This window comes from Paraburkholderia piptadeniae (assembly GCF_900007165.1).
Classification (GTDB): domain Bacteria; phylum Pseudomonadota; class Gammaproteobacteria; order Burkholderiales; family Burkholderiaceae; genus Paraburkholderia; species Paraburkholderia piptadeniae.
Map to the genome: position 1 here is coordinate 99,762 of NZ_CYGY02000068.1, position 16,687 is coordinate 116,448.

15 protein-coding genes are annotated in these 16,687 nt (G+C 59.7%); 5 read left to right on the forward strand and 10 right to left on the reverse strand.

Annotated elements, in window-relative coordinates; translation table 11 throughout:
• Positions 1-5: 5 nt before the first annotated feature.
• The 6 genes from BN2476_RS33040 to BN2476_RS33065 all read right to left on the reverse strand — a co-directional run bounded on the left by BN2476_RS33040 (position 6) and on the right by BN2476_RS33065 (position 6,506).
• Positions 6-1,175, reverse strand: coding sequence for a porin (locus BN2476_RS33040; protein ID WP_087738394.1), 1,170 nt, complete (start codon positions 1,173-1,175; stop codon positions 6-8).
• Positions 1,176-1,228: 53 nt separating this feature from the next.
• A complete protein-coding gene (locus BN2476_RS33045) occupies positions 1,229-2,161 on the reverse strand; it encodes an ABC transporter ATP-binding protein (protein WP_087738395.1) in 933 nt (310 codons plus the stop codon).
• A complete protein-coding gene (locus BN2476_RS33050; RefSeq protein WP_087738396.1) occupies positions 2,158-3,180 on the reverse strand; it encodes an ABC transporter ATP-binding protein in 1,023 nt (340 codons plus the stop codon). The genes BN2476_RS33045 and BN2476_RS33050 overlap by 4 nt, the downstream gene beginning before the upstream one ends.
• Positions 3,177-3,785 (reverse strand): ABC transporter permease, encoded by a 609-nt coding sequence (locus tag BN2476_RS33055; RefSeq protein WP_218274566.1) that lies wholly within the window; start codon positions 3,783-3,785, stop codon positions 3,177-3,179. The genes BN2476_RS33050 and BN2476_RS33055 overlap by 4 nt, the downstream gene beginning before the upstream one ends.
• A 248-nt stretch (positions 3,786-4,033) precedes the next feature.
• Entirely contained in the window at positions 4,034-4,945 is a 912-nt protein-coding gene (locus BN2476_RS33060) for an ABC transporter permease (protein ID WP_087738398.1), read from the reverse strand.
• Positions 4,946-5,006: 61 nt separating this feature from the next.
• A complete protein-coding gene (locus BN2476_RS33065) occupies positions 5,007-6,506 on the reverse strand; it encodes an ABC transporter substrate-binding protein (RefSeq protein ID WP_087738399.1) in 1,500 nt (499 codons plus the stop codon).
• 177 nt (positions 6,507-6,683) lie between these two features.
• On the opposite strand from BN2476_RS33065, the gene BN2476_RS33070 reads away from it, so the two are divergent.
• From BN2476_RS33070 to BN2476_RS33080, 3 genes are all read left to right on the forward strand, one after another.
• Positions 6,684-7,349 carry a GntR family transcriptional regulator gene (locus BN2476_RS33070; RefSeq protein ID WP_087738400.1) on the forward strand — a complete coding sequence of 222 codons (666 nt, stop codon included), beginning with the start codon at positions 6,684-6,686 and terminating at the stop codon, positions 7,347-7,349.
• Between the two features lie 117 nt (positions 7,350-7,466).
• Positions 7,467-8,567: an NAD/NADP octopine/nopaline dehydrogenase family protein gene (locus BN2476_RS33075; protein ID WP_087738401.1), complete on the forward strand. Its 1,101-nt coding sequence runs from the start codon at positions 7,467-7,469 to the stop codon at positions 8,565-8,567.
• Positions 8,568-8,845: 278 nt separating this feature from the next.
• On the forward strand, positions 8,846-9,502 hold the full coding sequence (locus BN2476_RS33080) for an alpha/beta hydrolase (RefSeq protein ID WP_087738402.1): 657 nt from the start codon (positions 8,846-8,848) through the stop codon (positions 9,500-9,502).
• A 288-nt stretch (positions 9,503-9,790) separates the two neighbouring features.
• Here the strand turns inward: BN2476_RS33080 and BN2476_RS33085 are convergent, their stop codons facing one another.
• From BN2476_RS33085 to BN2476_RS33100, 4 genes are all read right to left on the reverse strand, one after another.
• Positions 9,791-11,095 (reverse strand): MFS family transporter, encoded by a 1,305-nt coding sequence (locus BN2476_RS33085; protein WP_162497898.1) that lies wholly within the window; start codon positions 11,093-11,095, stop codon positions 9,791-9,793.
• 91 nt (positions 11,096-11,186) lie between these two features.
• Entirely contained in the window at positions 11,187-12,665 is a 1,479-nt protein-coding gene (locus BN2476_RS33090; protein WP_087738404.1) for an aldehyde dehydrogenase, read from the reverse strand.
• An 85-nt stretch (positions 12,666-12,750) separates the two neighbouring features.
• Positions 12,751-13,341 (reverse strand): thiamine pyrophosphate-dependent enzyme, encoded by a 591-nt coding sequence (locus BN2476_RS33095; protein WP_087738405.1) that lies wholly within the window; start codon positions 13,339-13,341, stop codon positions 12,751-12,753.
• Positions 13,341-13,877: a thiamine pyrophosphate-binding protein gene (locus tag BN2476_RS33100; protein ID WP_087738406.1), complete on the reverse strand. Its 537-nt coding sequence runs from the start codon at positions 13,875-13,877 to the stop codon at positions 13,341-13,343. The genes BN2476_RS33095 and BN2476_RS33100 overlap by 1 nt, the downstream gene beginning before the upstream one ends.
• A 778-nt stretch (positions 13,878-14,655) precedes the next feature.
• Between BN2476_RS33100 and BN2476_RS33105 the strand changes: the two genes are divergently transcribed.
• Both BN2476_RS33105 and BN2476_RS33110 read left to right on the forward strand, forming a co-directional pair.
• Complete coding sequence (locus BN2476_RS33105; RefSeq protein ID WP_087738407.1) at positions 14,656-15,498, forward strand: HTD2 family dehydratase; 843 nt, start codon at positions 14,656-14,658, stop codon at positions 15,496-15,498.
• A 21-nt stretch (positions 15,499-15,519) separates the two neighbouring features.
• Entirely contained in the window at positions 15,520-16,683 is a 1,164-nt protein-coding gene (locus tag BN2476_RS33110) for an acyl-CoA dehydrogenase family protein (RefSeq protein ID WP_087738408.1), read from the forward strand.
• Positions 16,684-16,687 lie beyond the last annotated feature (4 nt).

The following is a 16,687-nucleotide window of genomic DNA, read 5'->3' on the forward strand; positions in this document are numbered from 1 at the left end:
ATATTTCAGAAACGATGATGCATACCCAGGGCGACAGCAGCTTGCGTGTTGGTGCTCGAAGCGCCACCTGCGACGTTGAGGTAGGCGCCGCCCAGAAAGTTATGTCCCTGGATGTGTGTGTATGCGCCCTGCAAGTAGACATCGGTTCGCTTCGAGAACGCGTACGTCAGCGTCGCCGTTGCAGTATCGAATTTCGGTGACGAATCGCCCTGTGGAAACCCCGTTTCCTTTGCATCGGTATATGTGTACTGTGCTGCGATATTGAACGCTGGAGTAAGCTGATAGCGACCGTTAACTTCGATATTGTTGAACCGCACGTAATCCCCCAACTTGAAGTACGAGGGATTGGTAACTGACACACCGGCTGACGCATTCTCGAATTTGCTCTGAGTGAACACGAGACCGAGAATCGCATTGCCCACGCTGTAGTTCACGCCACCGCCGAAAGTTTGCTGTCGTGACGCCGCAATCGGGGCCTCACTGACAGCAACAGAAAGGTCGCTACTGCTCCCGCTGGAGTTGTTGAGCTGCAGGTAACCGGCCGCCGCATAGAATCCGTTGTATTGATAGGATATGGCGCCGCTATATGCCCGATTGTTGGCGAAGCCGCCTGCCTTGTTCGAAAACCCGTACAACGCCTCGGCGTTAAATCCGCTTCCCAGCTTCACCGCGTACTTCACGGAGTTACTCACCCGGAATAGGTTGTCCAGGTTGTCGTTGTCGTAAGGATGGGCCGCGATGGTTGCGCCTACTTCGGTTCCCGTGAGCGAAAGCGGGCCAACCAGATCAACTAACGGATCGTATTGACGCCCGAGCGTCACAGTTCCCAAACGCTCGCTAGCCAGCCCAACGAAGGCGCGTCGACCAAACAGGCGGCCTTGCTGTGACGAGGTGCCCGCATTCAACGCGTAACCACTTTCCAGTGCGAAAAGCGCTGACAGACCGCCGCCCAGATCCTCGACACCCTGCATCCCCCATCGACTGCCATTCGGACTACCTTGGGCGATACGGGCCCCTGATCCCGAACTGGTCTTCACATCGTTGGTATAGAGAATTCCTGTCACGATTTTTCCGTATAGCGTCACGCTGGTTTGAGCGGCAGCTTCGCGAGCAGCGCCGAGGAACGTCACGCCAAAAAGGATGACGCCTGCAAGATTCCTAAGGTTTGTCTCCATTTCGTTGTCCTAAATGTTGATTTGAAAGGATATTTCCGTTTTTCATGGGATAACTAGGCCACATTCATCATCGGCGGATCACATGGGGAGCCCAGGACGAAGTGATTCGCCTCCACTTCCACAAGTCGATCGCTCTCTGCAGCCTCCGGAACAGGGCGGGTACTCGTTGAATATCTGGCACGCTTCAGGGCGGGGTCCGGGCGGGGAATGGCGGCCAGCAGGGTCCGCGTGTACGGGTGAAGCGGATTGGCGAAGACATCTTCGGTCAGACCCATTTCGACGATCCGCCCCTGGCGCATGACGGCCACTCGCTGACACAGGTAGCGCACCATCGTCAGATCATGTGCGATGAAGGTATACGCGAATCCAAGCTGTTCCCGCAGATCCTCGAAAAGGTTGACAATCTGTGCCTGAACCGAGACATCGAGCGCCGTTATCGCCTCGTCAGCTACGACAAACGATGGCTCGAGTGCAATGGCCCGCGCGATACAGATACGTTGCCGCTGCCCTCCCGAGAACTCGTGCGGATACCGGCGCATGAGGACGGGGTCCAGACCAACCATCTTGAAGAGTCTGGCAACGCGTTCTTCCAGTTCGCGCCGGTTTTTTGTGACGCCATGGACAATGAACGGTTCGGCGACAAAGTCGCCCACACGCATTCTCGGGCTCAGGCTCGAGTACGGATCCTGGAATACGATCTGGACCTTGCGGCGAAACGCGCGGAGCTCCCGGTTGCGTAGCTCAAAGATGCTCCTGCCTTCGAAAACGATCTCCCCGCTCGTAGGCGTGTCCAGCAGGGAGATGAGTCTGCCGACGGTACTTTTTCCGGAGCCCGACTCTCCGACAAGCCCGAAAGTCTCGGCAACGCCAACCTCAAACGATACGTCGCACACGGCTCGCACAGCGTCACCAGGCTTGCGAAACAGAAGCCGTTTGTCGCCATATACCTTGTTGAGGTTGCTCACGCGCAGCAAAGGAGCCATCATCCCGCTTCTCCAATAAAAGAATGCTTACCGGCCAATGCCGTGCGCAGGTCGTACCATGCGGCGACCAGATGACCCGCTTCGGCTCCATCGGCCTGCGCAAGCGGTGGCATATCCCTGAAGCAGCGTGGCGTGGCAAATGGATTGCGTTTGCTGAACGGATCCCCCTCCTTTTCTACAAACAGGTTCGGCGGGGAACCTTCGATTGACCGCAGCCTGGAGCCTGGCTTGCGTGTTTCGTCCGGAATCGCACGAAGCAGTGACCACGTATAAGCGTTACGCGGATCGGCGAACAGTGCCGGGACTGGCCCACGTTCCAGAATCCGTCCGGCGTACATCACCTGCATGGTTTCGGCAAATTGCGCAACGACACCCATGTCGTGGGTCACCCAGATGATCGCCATTCCCAGACGGTCACAAAGGTCTGTCATCAGATCGAGAATCTGCGCCTGAACCGTAACGTCCAGTGCGGTTGTCGGTTCGTCCGCAATCAGCAGGGCTGGCTCGCACGCAATCGCAATGGCGATCATGGCGCGCTGGCGAAGCCCGCCCGAGAGTTCAAACGGGTACTGTTTGGCACGACGCTTCGGGTCGCTGATCCCGACTGATCCAAGCACGTCGGTCGCCAGCGACATGGCCTGCCTCATTGACAGGTCGCGATGCGCCGACAGACTCTCCGCGATCTGGCGTCCGATGGTCAACGTGGGGTTAAGTGACGTCATCGGATCCTGGAAGACGAATCCAATATCGCGTCCACGAATCTTCCGCAGCTCCTTTTCCTTCAAAGCCAGCAGATCGGTTCCCTTGAACAGGACTTCCCCGGCCGTGACCCTGAGCGACGAACCGGGAAGCAGTCCCAGCATCGACAGCAGATGAAGGCTCTTTCCGCTGCCGCTCTCCCCGACGATTCCGAGCTTTTCCTTGTGGCGAAGGCTGTACGACACCCCGTTCACAAGTGTTGCCTGACCGGCAGCGGAATCGGCGGTCACAGTGAGGTTGCTCACGCTCAGTAACGGATTCACTTTCGTGTCCTCCTGGGATCAAGAAGCTCCCGGAGGCCGTCCCCAAGGAGATTGGCGCCTAGCACGGTCAGGACGAGTGCAATGCCAGGCATCGTGATGATCCACCAGGCGCTGTCGATATAGACCCGACCGTCAGCAAGCATGCGTCCCCAGCTTGCAGCCGGCGGTTGCACGCCCAGACCAAGAAAGCTCAGTCCCGCTTCGAGCACGATCGTGCGCGCCAGTTCGAGCGTTCCGACGACGAGCGCCGAGGCAAGGACGTTAGGCAAAATGTGTCGGGTGATGATTCGCAGATGCCCTGCGCCGATGGCGTGCGCCGACAGGATGAATTCCTTTTTCCGGATCGAGAGGACGCTACTTCTGATGACTCGCGTGTACCTGACCCAGCTTGTCAGGGACAGGACAAGAATCAGGTTCGTGACGCTCGGTCCACTCACCGACACGATCAGCAGGGCGAGCAGCATGAGCGGGAAGGCGAGCTGAATGTCGACCAGCCGCATCAGGAGCTTGTCAATCCAGCCACCGAAATAGCCGGAAACGAGCCCCAGCGAAATGCCAACGATGCCGCCCAGTGCCACTGCACAACCAGCGATCATCAACGTCATGCGGCTACCTGCAACGATCCGGCTCACCAGATCCCGGCCCAGCTGGTCCGTGCCGAAAGGATGAAGACCAGGTCCGTGCCACGACACTGTCGGAGCAGCAATCCGCGAAGCAAGATCTATCCTGTTCGGATTGGGGAGCCCCCATACCTGGCCAAAGCATGCGACAAGGATCAGCAACAACATCAATGAGCAGCCGAAGGCAACGAGAGCGTGCGCCCTGAGTCTGCCCGTATCCCATCTCCACATATCTATCTCCCAACACGCGGATCAATGACGACGTAAAGGCAGTCGACCAGAATATTCACTGCAATGAAGGTTGCGGCAATGATCGCAACGCCTGCCTGCACGACGGGAAAGTCCTTTGCCTGGATCGACTGCACGATCAGCCGGCCTACGCCTGGCCAGCTGAAGACGCTTTCGGTGACGGCGGCGCCTCCCAGGAGCTCGCCAGTGAGAATGCCGGCCATCGTCAACACGGGCAAAACCGAGTTTTTTCCGACATGCCAGATCAGAATGCGTCCGGGCCGAAGGCCTTTGGCTCGCGCGGTACGGACGAAGTCCTCGGTCAGGGTCTCGAGCATTGACGACCGAAGCAATCGCGCAATACTCGCACTCGTAAAGCAGGCAAGCGTGATCGCGGGCAGTATGAAACTTTGCCAGTGGCCGTAACCCCCGACGGGCAGCCACTGCAGCTTGACAGACAGGATCATGATCAGCAGCACGCCCAGCCAGAACGCCGGTGTCGCCTGCCCGAGCAGCGCCAGCATCATCAGCAGGCCACCCGCGAATGAGCCTTGATTAACCGCGGCGACTGTTCCCGCCAACATCCCGCCGAACAGGCCGATGCCAAGTGCGAGGAATGCAAGCGATAGCGTCGCAGGCAGGCGGTCGAGCACGACACTCAGCGCCGGGCGGTCGAACTGGAACGAAGAACCGAAGTCGCCCCGAATCACTGCCCTCATGAAATCGACGTATTGGCTCAGGAGTGACCCATGCAGGCCAAGCTTTTCTCTGAGCTCGGCAAGCTGGGCTGCGGTTGCCCCTGGCGGAAGCATCAGTACGGCAGGATCGCCGAGAAGCCTCGATACGATAAACACGATGGTTACCACGCCCCATATCGCAATGAGACCTTCAAGACAGCGGACAATCACTTTGTGCATGTTCAATCCATCTTCTCCATGACGTTCGATATGCCTGTTCACTCGCCGCGCGCAGGCCAGACTAGCGGGGCTCCATGTCCATCGCGCGTACCCAGTCGTCTCCGCGAGGCGACCAGCGCACGTCTGGCGTTAGCGCATACGTCGTGGGCGTAAAGAACAGGAAGACGATCGGCGAGGCATCGCACATCGCGCGGCTTATCGTGCGGTACGCTGCGGCGCGTTTGCCGTCGTCAAGGGTAGATGTCGCGAGCCGCACTGCGCGGTCATATGCGACGTCGTCCCAGAAGGCCTGAGGGTTCTTCGACTGCCACAGATCGAACATGCTGCCTCCCTCGAGGGTCGGCCATGCCACGCCAGTGTAAGACGCCACCCCGAGATTCCGGCCAATCAGGTATTTGTTGATCCACACGCCAAAGTCCATTTCGTGCATCCGGACCTTCACGTTCACCTCTTCGAACTGCGCTGCCACCGCCTGCGCGATATCGGATGACTGCATATAGCGCCCCGTCGGCACTTCCATGTCGATCGTGAGACCATCGGGATAGCCGGCTTCGTTCAGCAACTGGCGCGCTTTCGCAGGGTCGTACGGCACCGGCTTCAGGTCCGGGTTAAACCCGAAGTAGGCGTCAGACAGTATCTGGCAATCTTCGAGCTGCCCTTTTCCGTCAAGCAGCGCATCGTTGATTGCCTTTTTGTCGACCGCATAGTTAAGGGCTTTCCACAGCTTCGGATTGCCTCGAAATGGTTCTTTCAGTGCATTGAGCCGGATGAACATGGCACGCGTACTTGGCACCGCGTCGGCATGCGCCCGTCCGCTGTGATTGATGCGGCCAATCTCGGAAGTAGGAAAGCCGGAAATGAAATTGACCTCCCCGGTCAGCAGCGAAGCGATCTGGGAAGACTCCTCCGGAATAATCTTGAAGACCACCCTGTCGAACCGGGGTGCGTCGCCCCAGTAGTCCGGGCGTGCGCTCAGAACAATCTGATCACCCGGCGAAAAACTCTTCAGTTCATACGGCCCCGTCCCCATTGCGTTCATCGCAAGGTTATGAGATCTGCTCCATCGAGGAGGCAGCAGGAACAGCATGGCCATTTGCGCGGGCAACGCCGGGAACGGCCGGTCAGTCACAAAGTCAATCGTGTGCGCGTCGACTACCCGGATTTCCCTGATTGCCGAATACCAGGGCTTGTTGCGCGCCCCGGTCCTCGGATCCAGAATGCGCTTCACGTTCCAGGCGACGGCTGCAGCGTCCAGCGGTTCGCCGTCTGGAAAGGCGACACCGTCTCGCAACACAAAACGCCAGACGTTATCGCTGATTGCCTGCCAGCTGGTTGCAAGCGCCGGACGCAGTTTCAGGTCTGGTCCCCGCTCCACGAGTGGCGTATAGATATGAGAAATGACGCTCAGATCGGTGCCAACCGTAGTCGTCTTCTCGGGGTCGAGCGTATTCACGGTCGAACTCAGCGCGATCGTCAAGGTCGCGCCGGTAGCCGTCGTGCCGAGACCGAGAAGGGCCGCTGCGACGCATGTCAGCCGCAGCCAGAGTTGGCATTTAGACACGTCATCCTCCCTGTGCTAGAATTGGCGCCAATCTTGGCACCAAAGATCGGAGCCGTCAACGATGTCAAAATTATTTTTTTGCGCTGTTGATGCTGCACCCTCTGATCTGGCCAATCACATCCGTATGACCCGCAACGCGCGCCCGCCGGCGTGCGGGAAACCGACAAGAGTTAGAACATGGAAGACGTGAAGACAGTTGGAACCACCAAGCGATCGGCGATATCGGCGATCCGCGTGCAGGAGATCGCGAGGCTCATCGAAGCGGATATCGAAAGCGGTCGTTATGTGCCTGGCGCCTGGCTGAAGCAGGTCGATCTTGAGGAGGCCTACGGTTGCACCCGATTGCACGTGCGCCAGGCACTGGATCGTCTGGCCGAAAAATCTGTGGTGACGTTGATCCCCAACCGGGGGTATCGGGTAACGGAATTTGATGCCGAGCGGTACTCGCAGTTGCTGCATGTGCGGGCAATTCTCGAAGTGGCCGCCCTGCAGGAAGTTGCGCAGCACATTACTGCCGACAGCCTTGCAGAACTGAAGCGCCTTGCAGACCGGTTTGTTGCGATCGTCGAGGAGGGTTCGATCATCGAACTCGAAGAGTCAAATCGCGCGTATCACAGCGAGATGCTCAGGCATTGCCCCAACAAGGAACTCGTCAACCTGATATTCAACCTCCGCAGCAGCATTCCCGTCGCCGTGAGCCGGAGGAAAAACACGCTCGCGCTATGCAGAAAGGCAGCACAGGAACACATCGAGATGATTGAGCTACTGCGTGCCAGGGACGTTGAAGGTGCGTGTGCCCTGATGCGACATCATGTGCTCGCGGGCATCGAGTTTGTTGATTAACGTGCGTGCCTCACGGTAACGGCTATTGCAAGCGGCAATCCGCGCAATATCGGGGGCAACAGCCGTCTGCCGGGCGCGTCCCATCTATCAATAACCTGAAAGAAAAGGACACTGCCAATGAAAGTTGCAATCGTCGGTTCAGGACCGATCGGACTCGGCTGCGCGGCGCTTCTGTCCACGCGCGGCCATACGCCGTTTGTCTGGTCGCCTCGCAGCGGCGAGACATCGCTGCAGGCAGAGTTCAGGGTTTCAACCGTTGGCCTCCTCGAAACTGCCGTGACTGTGCGCCGCGCCTCAAGCGCTGTGGAACTCCGGGACGCCGATGTGGTGATCTTCTGCGTCCTCGGTAACGGCCACAAGTCGGTGATGGACGCGATCGCTCCGCATCTCGAATCGCGACAAACCATTGTCATCAGCTCCCATTGTTCGCTCGGCGCGATCTATCTCTCGCGGCTGCTCGGCCTTCGTGGTGCCAGTCCCACGATCCTCGCCCTGGCAACCACCATTACAGGCGGCCCCATGCGCGACGGCAAGGTACATGTCCGCCTGCTGCGTAATGAGATCGACGTTGCCGCGATGCCAGTGTCGGCCCTGAAGGCGGGGCTTACGCTCCTGGGCAATCTCTTTGGCGATCTGTTTGTAGAAAGTCCTGACGTCATGGCGATCTCGCTGAGTAATCTCAATCCGCAGATCCATCTCGCTAACGCCATGCTGAACTTCACGCGCATCGAGCGTGCGGAGCGATGGAATAACTTTGGTTGCATCACGGAAGGCGTAGGACGCCTGATCGAAGCACTGGATGACGAACGACTGGCGTTGGCGGCCGCTTTCGACGTAAGGGTAAGGACCGTCAGGGAGCACTATCTCAAGTCTTTTTCGGGTCTCGATGCAGGCAGAACGGTCCACGAGATGGCGCAGATTGTCGACCAGCAACGAGCTGGATCATCACCCGGTCCGACAAGCATCGAGAGCCGGTACATCACCGAAGATCTTCCGTTTGGCATCTATGCGAACGTCGCCATCGGACGCGTCGCCGGTATCCCGATGCCATTGCACGAGGCGGGACTGGAGCTTTTTTCCGCGATTTACGGGCGCGACTTCCGGACAGAGAACGACCTGCTTCCAACGCTGGGGCTGGACGCGATTACCGCCGGCGAATTGCATCATAGATGCCGCTATGGCTGGGGGACTAGCCTGCCTTGCAAGGCGAACATGTAGTCGAGGACACTTCAGCATCCGTTCTCCGACCCGCCCATAACTGGGTGACGTCTGTTCAGCGTACGAGCGGAACACCCTGAGGACCGGCGGCGACACCGACGTCTCACTGGAGTCATAGTCCGCGACGATGGCGGCCAAAGGCGACACGTATTTGCCGTTGACCGGCGTGCGCGCGAAAATGCGCCTTGCTCCACCTTCTGATATCACTGCGCCCGAATGTCGGCTGCCGTCCGCCGCGACGCGTCAACATTGAGCCATGTGGTGCGCTGACCAGATTTATGAACGATGCTCTCGCCGAAACAACCCGCTCAACGTTCGACGGCCTCGCCGGCACCATCGAAGCGCTGATCGATGCGCCAGCCTCCGGGCAGGCCGGAATCGCGCTGATTGCCCACCCTCATCCGCTGGAAGGGGGCACGGCACAGCACAAGATTCCGCTCGCCCTAGCCCGACTGTTTCAAAAACGTAATTGGCTCGCGCTACGGCCCAACTTCCGGGGCATTGGCGGCACCGCTGGCACACATGACGGGGGAGACGGCGAAACAGATGACCTGCTTTCGATTGTCGCGACGTTGCGCAGCACGCATCCGGAACTGCCCGTCGCCCTGGCCGGATTTTCCTTTGGTGCCTATGTCCAGGCGCGTGTGACGCGCGCCCTCGTTGACCGCGGTGCACCTCCTGTGTGCACCGTGCTGGCCGGGCTTCCGTACGGCACAGTCGCTGCGGGCCGTCATTACGACACGCCGGCTGTACCGTCGGATGCGCTGATCATCCATGGCGAACTCGATGCGATAGCTCCACTGTCCGCGACGCTCGACTGGGCACGTCCGCAAAAGCTGCCCGTTGTCGTGATTCCGGGCGCCAACCACTTTCTGACCGGGCATCTCGGAACGCTGGTTGGGCTCGTCGATCGGCACATAGCGACGCTGAAATGAGCGCGGGTACACGCACATCGGGGCGACTGTCGGCAGCCCGACGGCACAGCGCCTGCTGGCGCGCGATAAATCGTACGACGCTTACTTCGGCACACAGTCCGTTCTTGTCTTCCCGGTCGTGGTCGTGTCCGACTCCTGTCCCGTCGTTAGCAACAGGGACTCGGTCGAGCGCGGACCCGGTGTGATGAGCGGCATCCTTGCGCCCCCTTTCGTGTTGCAGGCCAGGCGGTTATTGACTCGCGTCAGGCTTCGCGCTGACGCCCCGTGTCACGGACGCCCTCCACTCCATTACGATCGCAGATAGCCCACTTTCTCCGGCTCCCGCATGCGAAAGGACACGACAGCTGCAATAGCGGCGAGCGCTGTCACGTACCAGTAGAACATCGATTCGGAGCCGACAGATTTGAGTGACAAAGCAACAAACTCTGCGGAGCCACCAAAGATCGCATTGGCGATCGCATACGAAAGACCGACACCGAGCGCACGCACCTCGGCAGGAAACATCTCGGCCTTGATGAGCCCGCTGATGGACGTGTAGAAACTTACAATCGCGAGCGCAGCAAGCACCAGTATGAGCGCGACGAAGGGACTGCTCGCGGTCCTGAGTGCGTGCATCAACGGAACCGTGCAGACGGAGGTCAAGACCCCGAACAGGATCATCGACGTGCGACGGCCGATCTTGTCCGACAGCGCACCGAACGCTGGCTGCATCAGCATGTAGAGAACGAGCGCTACCGTCATGACGATGCTGGCCGTTCTGGCGTTCATGCCCGCACTATTCACCAGGTACTTCTGCATGTAGGTCGTGAACGTGTAAAACGCGAGCGAGCCACCCGCTGTGAAGCCGATTACCGTGAGAAGCGCACGTTTGTGCGTCCAGAGCCCGCGCAGCGTGCCAGCGTCTTTGCGGCCTCTGCTGGCCGCCGATGATGTCTCTTCGAGCGATCGCCGCAGATAGAGTGAGATCAACCCCGCCACTGCGCCGATCGCGAATGGAATGCGCCAACCCCAAGCGCGCAATTCCTCGTTCGAGAGCATCATCTGAAGCACGACCACGACGATGAGGGCAGCAACCTGGCCACCAATGACCGTGACATATTGAAAGGACGCAAAGAACCCTCTCCTGCCGGCGACGGCGACCTCACTCATGTACGTCGCGCTGGTTCCATATTCGCCGCCCACAGACAGACCCTGAAAACAGCGGGCGGCCAGCAGCAGCGCCGGCGCAGCCGCTCCGATGGTCGCGTACGTGGGGATAACCGCGATGAGCAGCGAGCCGGAACACATCATCAGAACCGAGATGATCAGCGAATTTCGTCTTCCCAGTCGATCCGCTATCCGGCCAAACATCCATCCCCCGATTGGCCGCATCAGGAATCCCGTCGCAAACACACCGGCGGTGTTGAGCAGTTGCGTGCTTGCGTTACCTGTTGGAAAGAACGCGTGTGCAAAGTAGATCGAACAGAAGGAATAGACGAAGAAGTCGAACCATTCGACGAGATTTCCAGACGACGCACCGACGATCGCCTTGATGCAGCTTCGCGTGTCGGTCGCAGGCATGGCCGTACTTCGGCCGAAAGTATCGACAGTCATGACGTCTCCAATCAATTCTGCTGGCCGGCGATCTGTGCCGCTGCGGCCAAAGGATGAGCGCAACAGGCGAAGGACCTGCGCGCTGTTCGTCTCAACGGATCACAAAGGGATTACCCGTCTTCGCTCCCGTATTGATCCAGACACTCTTCGTCTGCAGGAAATCATTGATCGCATCGATACCGTTCTCGCGTCCGAGCCCTGAATCCTTGTATCCGCCGAAAGGCGACATGTAGCTGACGGCCCGATAGGTGTTAACCCACACGGTGCCGGACTGGATGCGTTCTGCCATACGGAAGGCGCGACCGATATCACTGGTCCAAACGCCCGCACCCAGACCGAACCGGACGTCATTGGCGATGGCAACGGCGTGTTCCTCATCGTCGAAAGGAATCACGGAAAGCACGGGGCCAAATACCTCTTCCTGCGCAATCCGCATCTCGTTCCTGACGTCCGTGAAAATCGTCGGCTCGATGAACCATCCGTTTCCGCACTCGGCCCGCGTCGCTTTCTGGCCGCCCAGCGCGAGACTCGCGCCTTCGTCCTGTGCGATGCCGATATACGAGAGCACCTTCTCGTATTGAGGACGGGTCGTGATGGGACCGACCTGCGTATCCGGACTCATTGGGTCGCCCATGCGCGCGGTTCTGGCGAGCGTCACGACACGATCGACCACTTCGTCGTGAACCGACTTCTGCACGAGCAGGCGCGATCCTGCGATGCACGTCTGGCCCGTCGCTGCAAAGATGCCTGACACCGCACCATTGACAGCGTCTTCAAGGTTCGCGTCAGCGAAGACGATGTTCGGAGACTTGCCGCCCAATTCGAGCCCCACATGCTTCAGGTCTCTGGCAGCCTGCTCGTTAATGCGCCTGCCGGTCGAGTCCGCGCCAGTGAACGTGATCTTGCGCACCAGTGGATGTGAGACGAGAGCAGCGCCCACTTCATTGCCAAAACCAGTGACTACATTGACAACGCCACGCGGAAAACCAACCTCCTCGAACAGCCGGGCGAATTCGAGCGTCGAGGCCGACGTGAATTCGGAGGGCTTGATGACCACCGTGCAGCCCGCCGCGAGCGCGGGCGCGAGTTTCCAGGTCAGCAGCAGGAGCGGCGAATTCCACGGTGTAATGATCGTCACGACGCCAAGCGGTTCGTGCCGTGTGTAGTTAAAGTAGCCTTTCTTGTCGAGCGGAATGACGCTGCCCTGTACCTTGTCGGCAAGACCGCCATAGTAGCGGAACCACTGCGGCACATAGCTCAGTTGCGCGTGCATCTCCGAGTACAGCTTGCCGTTGTCCCGTACCTCGATTTCGGCAAGCTTCGCGGCATCGCGAGCGATCAGATCCGCAACGCGATGCAGCAGGAGGCCGCGTGCGCTGGCGCTCAGGGAAGGCCATTCGCCCGAAGCGAACGCACGGTGCGCGGCCTCGACTGCGCGGTGGGCGTCCACGGCATTGCCGCGGGCGATTTGCGCCCAGGGCTCGCCGGTGAATGGACTTTCGCTCGCAAACCATTCGCCCGATGCAGGATTGAGCTCGGCACCGTCGACGTAGTGAAGATAGTGTTCCATCAAAATCTCTTCGAAAAGTAAAGCGCGTCAGCGCATAAGCCGATGCAGCGCCCATATCCAACCTGGGCAGTAGCTGGAAACGACCTTAGAACGGTGCGTGACCCAGCGCCGCGCGGAAGCGGTTCTTGACGAACACACCGTCGCGCGGAGGCAATGCCCGCGGAGGCTCGTTCGCGACGATCAGCACCTGCGCGAGCAGCGGCCCCGTCTTCGCACGAATCCGCTCGACGAGCTCGGGCAGCTCATCGATGTTTTGCAGGCGTTGTGCGTCGGACACGTTGCAGCCTTTAGCCACGGCGACGAGATCCGTACCGAGGCTCGTATGACTGCGTTGCATGCCCGTTTCGCCGAAATGGCCGTTGTCGAGCACAATGATCGACAGATTCCGGGGCTGCTTCGCACCCACCGTCGCAAGACTTCCGATGCCCATCAGTTGCTCGCCATCGCCCGTCACGACGATGACGGGCTTGTCCGGCTGCGCGAGCGCAAGACCGAGGCCGAGCGAGGCCGCACCGCCCATTGCACCCCAGAGATAGAAGTTACGGTCGCGATCGCCAGCAGCGAACACGTCATAAGACGCCGACCCCAGGCCGGTGACGATCAGCGCATCGGGCACCGACTCAACGAGGCTTGCAACAAAGGCGCGGCGATCAATGGCATTGGTACCGTTCGACATCACTTTCTCTCCCATTTCTTGCGCCCGATCAGGCTTTGCGACAACAGCACGGCGACCTGCTCGCCAGCTTCAAACGCGGCGTCAAACCCCGCGCTGACAATCTCGCCCACTTCGTCCGGATCGTCAGCACGCAAGACCGTGATGCCCATCAATTCCAGCGCGGCTTGCGTCTTTTTTCCCATCGGTCCCTGCCACGGATTGAACTCCGCGTATTCGCCTCTCATCGTGACGAGCGTGAAGAACGGAAACCGGCAGCTCGACAACAGGGAAAACATGTTGACGCAGTTGCCAACGCCGCTGCTCTGCATGAGCAGGACTGAACGCTGTCCACCAAGCCACGCGCCGCTCGTCACGGCAACACCTTCCTCCTCGGTCGTGAGAACCACGTCCTCGATCTCCGGGTCAGCAATGACGCTGCGAATCACGTGCGAATGTCCTGCATCGGGCACGTACGCGACCTGCCTGACGCCCCCTTCCTTCAGAACCCTGAAAATCGCCTGCTGCCAAGCAGGCGCCTGCATCTGCGTCGAACTCATCACTCCTCCACGAAAGTCGGTACTCGTGGGCGGATCATAGTTCGCTATTCGAGAGCATCTGAAATAGAATTTCGTGATTCCTGCATTCTATTTCGGCATTGGAAGGCGCCCGCTGGGCAGCGGGCTTGTCTGCGGCGTCGATGGCCCGTGGTTGATAGCGGCGACTTTCATGCCGCGAGCTTCTGGAAGGTACCGCGGCCGGCGCCACGTGACGCGAGCTGCCACAGCGAGAAGACGCCGCGCGTGTCACTGTCCGCTCCCGGCAAACAGGGACGCCCCTCTGATTCCGGGAGGCCATGCCCGCGATCATCGTTGGACTTCTGCCAGGCACGGCTTGAAGTGGGAGAAACCTCGCAGGCGGGATGACGGCGCCTCTTCAGACAATCAGTTCAGAGCCCTCAGGCTATGCGAGTACCAAGCAAGGCAAGGCGTTAGCTCATCGGACTACCGTTCCCGATGTCACCGTCGAGTCCAGAGCACTTGCGCGAAGCACATCTGACGATGTTTCCTTCAACGCATCCCCCGGCATTCCCAACGCGGGTCGAGTAAACGCTGACATTGAACAGGCTGTTGTTGCCGAAACCAGTTCGGGTAAGTGCCGCGGCCCAGACCTTCAATGGGACTACCGCCCGCGGTCGCACAAAGCCAGCAATAGGATTGCCCTATGACCGGCACATGAAACTCGTATTTCCGCCCGCCGGGCCGTTCTTCTAGAGTTTTGTCTACCGACAACCTATAGCTGGCGCGTCCGCACGGAAGACCAGCATCGGAGACAAGCATGAACAGCCGGTCCGACGCCGTTCAGGAACGTACCGAAACCGCCACGGATTTCGTCGCGTTCACCCACGCAGCCGGTCTCAGCGCGACGCTGGATTACGCTACCCCGCCGCGCGACGGCGACACCCTTCCGCCCCTGTGGCACTGGATCTTCTTTCGCCCGCTCACCGCGCAGTCCCTGATCGCCGAAGACGGCCATCCGCGCAAGGGCGACTTCCTTCCTGAGCTCGGCCTGCCGCGCCGTATGTGGGCGGGCGGGCGGCTTCGATTCATTTCCCCGATCGTAGTAGGCAAACCGGTTTCACGCGAGTCGCGCATTCTCGATGTGACCGAGAAGCAGGGAAGAACGGGCAGGCTCGGTTTCGTGACCGTCCGTCATCACATCTCGTGCGACGGTGTGCCCGCTATCGAGGAAGAGCACGACATCGTCTATCGCGAGCCGGCCACGCCTGGTGCCCCCGCACCCGCGCCCACAGCCGCGCCCGAAGAAGCCGAATGGCAAAGAACCGTTGTGCCCGATGAAGTGCTGCTGTTCCGCTACTCAGCCCTGACGTTCAACGGTCATCGCATTCATTACGACAAACCGTACGTCACCGGGGTCGAAGGTTATCCTGGTCTCGTCGTGCATGGCCCGCTGATCGCCACGCTCCTTCTCGATCTCGTACGCAGGCAACGTCCCGACGGCCGCATCGCCGAATTCGCCTTCAAGGCCATGCGTCCCTGCTTTGCTGGAAACTCCCTTCATCTTTGTGGCAAGCCGTCGGCCGATGGCAAGACGGTCGAGCTGTGGTCGAAGGACCACGAAGGCTGGATCGGCATGACCGCCCGCGCCACGCTCGCCTGACCCGCTCTGGAAAACTTCATCATGTTCAATACCACCGCCGATCGTTATCAGGATATTCGCGACGCTGTGCGCGACCTCTGTCAGCAGTTCCCGTCCGAATACTTCCGCAAGGTCGATGAAGAGCGCGCCTATCCGGAAGCGTTCGTTGATGCGCTCACCAAGGCCGGCTGGCTCGCCGCGCTGATTCCACAGGAATATGGCGGCTCGGGACTCGGCCTGACGGAAGCGTCCGTCATCATGGAAGAAATCAATCGCTCGGGTGGCAATTCCGGCGCATGTCACGGCCAGATGTACAACATGGGCACGTTGCTGCGGCATGGTTCGACAGCGCAGAAGGAACGCTATCTGCCGAAGATCGCTTCAGGCGAACTGCGCCTGCAGTCGATGGGCGTGACGGAACCGACGACAGGCACAGACACGACGAAGATCAAGACGACCGCGCAACGCAAGGGCGATCGCTACGTCATCAATGGCCAGAAGGTCTGGATTTCGCGTATCCAGCACTCCGACCTGATGATCCTTCTCGCGCGCACCACACCGCTCGCCGACGTCAGGAAAAAGAGCGAAGGCATGTCGATCTTCCTCGTCGACCTTCGCGAAGCAATCGGCCACGGGTTGACGGTTCGCCCGATTCCGAACATGGTCAATCACGAGACCAACGAGCTCTTCTTCGACAACCTGGAAATTCCCGCCGAGAACCTCATCGGCGAGGAAGGCATGGGCTTCAAGTACATTCTCGACGGCCTGAACGCGGAGCGCACGCTGATTGCGGCGGAATGCATCGGCGATGGCTACTGGTTCATCGACAAGGTGTCCCAGTACGTCAAGGAGCGCGTCGTTTTCGGGCGCCCGATCGGCCAGAACCAGGGCGTGCAGTTTCCCATCGCGCGAGCGCTGGTCAATGTCGAAGCGGCCAATCTCATGCGCTACAAGGCGTGTGAGCTGTTCGACGCGCACCAGCACTGCGGCGCGCAAGCCAACATGGCGAAGCTGCTTGCCGCCGACGCTTCATGGGAAGCCGCGAACGCGTGCCTGCAGTTTCACGGCGGCTTCGGTTTTGCGGCCGAATACGACGTCGAGCGCAAATTCCGCGAAACGCGTCTGTATCAGGTGGCGCCGATTTCGACGAACCTCATCCTGTCTTACGTTGCCGAGCACATCCTCGGTCTGCCGCGTTCGTTCTGAGGGG

Bases quoted from the DNA above. Each gene is read 5' to 3' on its own strand.
- BN2476_RS33040 (WP_087738394.1), bottom strand. From the start codon at position 1,175: ATGGAGACAAACCTTAGGAATCTTGCAGGCGTCATCCTTTTTGGCGTG.
- BN2476_RS33045 (WP_087738395.1), bottom strand. From the start codon at position 2,161: ATGATGGCTCCTTTGCTGCGCGTGAGCAACCTCAACAAGGTATATGGC.
- BN2476_RS33055 (WP_218274566.1), bottom strand. From the start codon at position 3,785: ATGACGTTGATGATCGCTGGTTGTGCAGTGGCACTGGGCGGCATCGTT.
- BN2476_RS33060 (WP_087738398.1), bottom strand. From the start codon at position 4,945: ATGCACAAAGTGATTGTCCGCTGTCTTGAAGGTCTCATTGCGATATGG.
- BN2476_RS33070 (WP_087738400.1), top strand. From the start codon at position 6,684: ATGGAAGACGTGAAGACAGTTGGAACCACCAAGCGATCGGCGATATCG.
- BN2476_RS33075 (WP_087738401.1), top strand. From the start codon at position 7,467: ATGAAAGTTGCAATCGTCGGTTCAGGACCGATCGGACTCGGCTGCGCG.
- BN2476_RS33080 (WP_087738402.1), top strand. From the start codon at position 8,846: ATGAACGATGCTCTCGCCGAAACAACCCGCTCAACGTTCGACGGCCTC.
- BN2476_RS33085 (WP_162497898.1), bottom strand. From the start codon at position 11,095: ATGACTGTCGATACTTTCGGCCGAAGTACGGCCATGCCTGCGACCGAC.
- BN2476_RS33090 (WP_087738404.1), bottom strand. From the start codon at position 12,665: ATGGAACACTATCTTCACTACGTCGACGGTGCCGAGCTCAATCCTGCA.
- BN2476_RS33095 (WP_087738405.1), bottom strand. From the start codon at position 13,341: ATGTCGAACGGTACCAATGCCATTGATCGCCGCGCCTTTGTTGCAAGC.
- BN2476_RS33100 (WP_087738406.1), bottom strand. From the start codon at position 13,877: ATGAGTTCGACGCAGATGCAGGCGCCTGCTTGGCAGCAGGCGATTTTC.
- BN2476_RS33105 (WP_087738407.1), top strand. From the start codon at position 14,656: ATGAACAGCCGGTCCGACGCCGTTCAGGAACGTACCGAAACCGCCACG.
- BN2476_RS33110 (WP_087738408.1), top strand. From the start codon at position 15,520: ATGTTCAATACCACCGCCGATCGTTATCAGGATATTCGCGACGCTGTG.